The following is a 572-nucleotide window of genomic DNA, read 5'->3' as shown; positions in this document are numbered from 1 at the left end:
TGATTTGAGAGCGCAGACTGGCAAGGGAAAGATCCTTAATCGGTATACCGTCTATTTTAATGGTGCCTCCGGTCGCATCATAAAAACGGCTGATTAAATTGGCAATCGTCGTCTTCCCGCTCCCTGTATGCCCGACAAGCGCAAGCGTCGAGCCCGCCGGAATAGAGAAAGAAACGGCGTAAAGGGCTTTTCGTTTTTCATCATACGAAAATTCAACCTCTTCAAAACTGATCTCCCCATTTATCTTTTCATTATGAATGGCATTGGGCTTCTCCTTGACATTTGGCTGTTCGTCCAGAAACTCAAAAATCCGTTCTGATGATGCCATCCCCATTAACAGCTGATTATAGACCTGACCCAGTCTCGAAATAGGTTCCCAAAACATTCCCAGATAGAAAGCAAAAGAAACGAAGACGCCAATCGTAATGGTTTCATTCATGATGAGTGTGGCTCCATACCAAATCAAGACAGCCGTCCCAATCGCATTCGTCATTTCTACAAGCGGACGGAACATGGCATTTTTTCTAGTTGCTTCCCGCCATGATTCGTAGTTCTCCTGATTGACACCGTCA

General features: G+C 45.3%; 1 protein-coding gene. It reads right to left on the bottom strand.

Features of this window, described 5'->3' with window-relative positions:
* A partial coding sequence (locus ACWHAR_RS30270) for an ATP-binding cassette domain-containing protein (RefSeq protein WP_452088830.1) occupies positions 1 to 572 on the bottom strand: 572 nt, incomplete at both ends.

It is taken from the genome of Bacillus sp. LR--39, from assembly GCF_053613335.1.
This window is presented reverse-complemented; position numbering and strand designations above follow the sequence as displayed.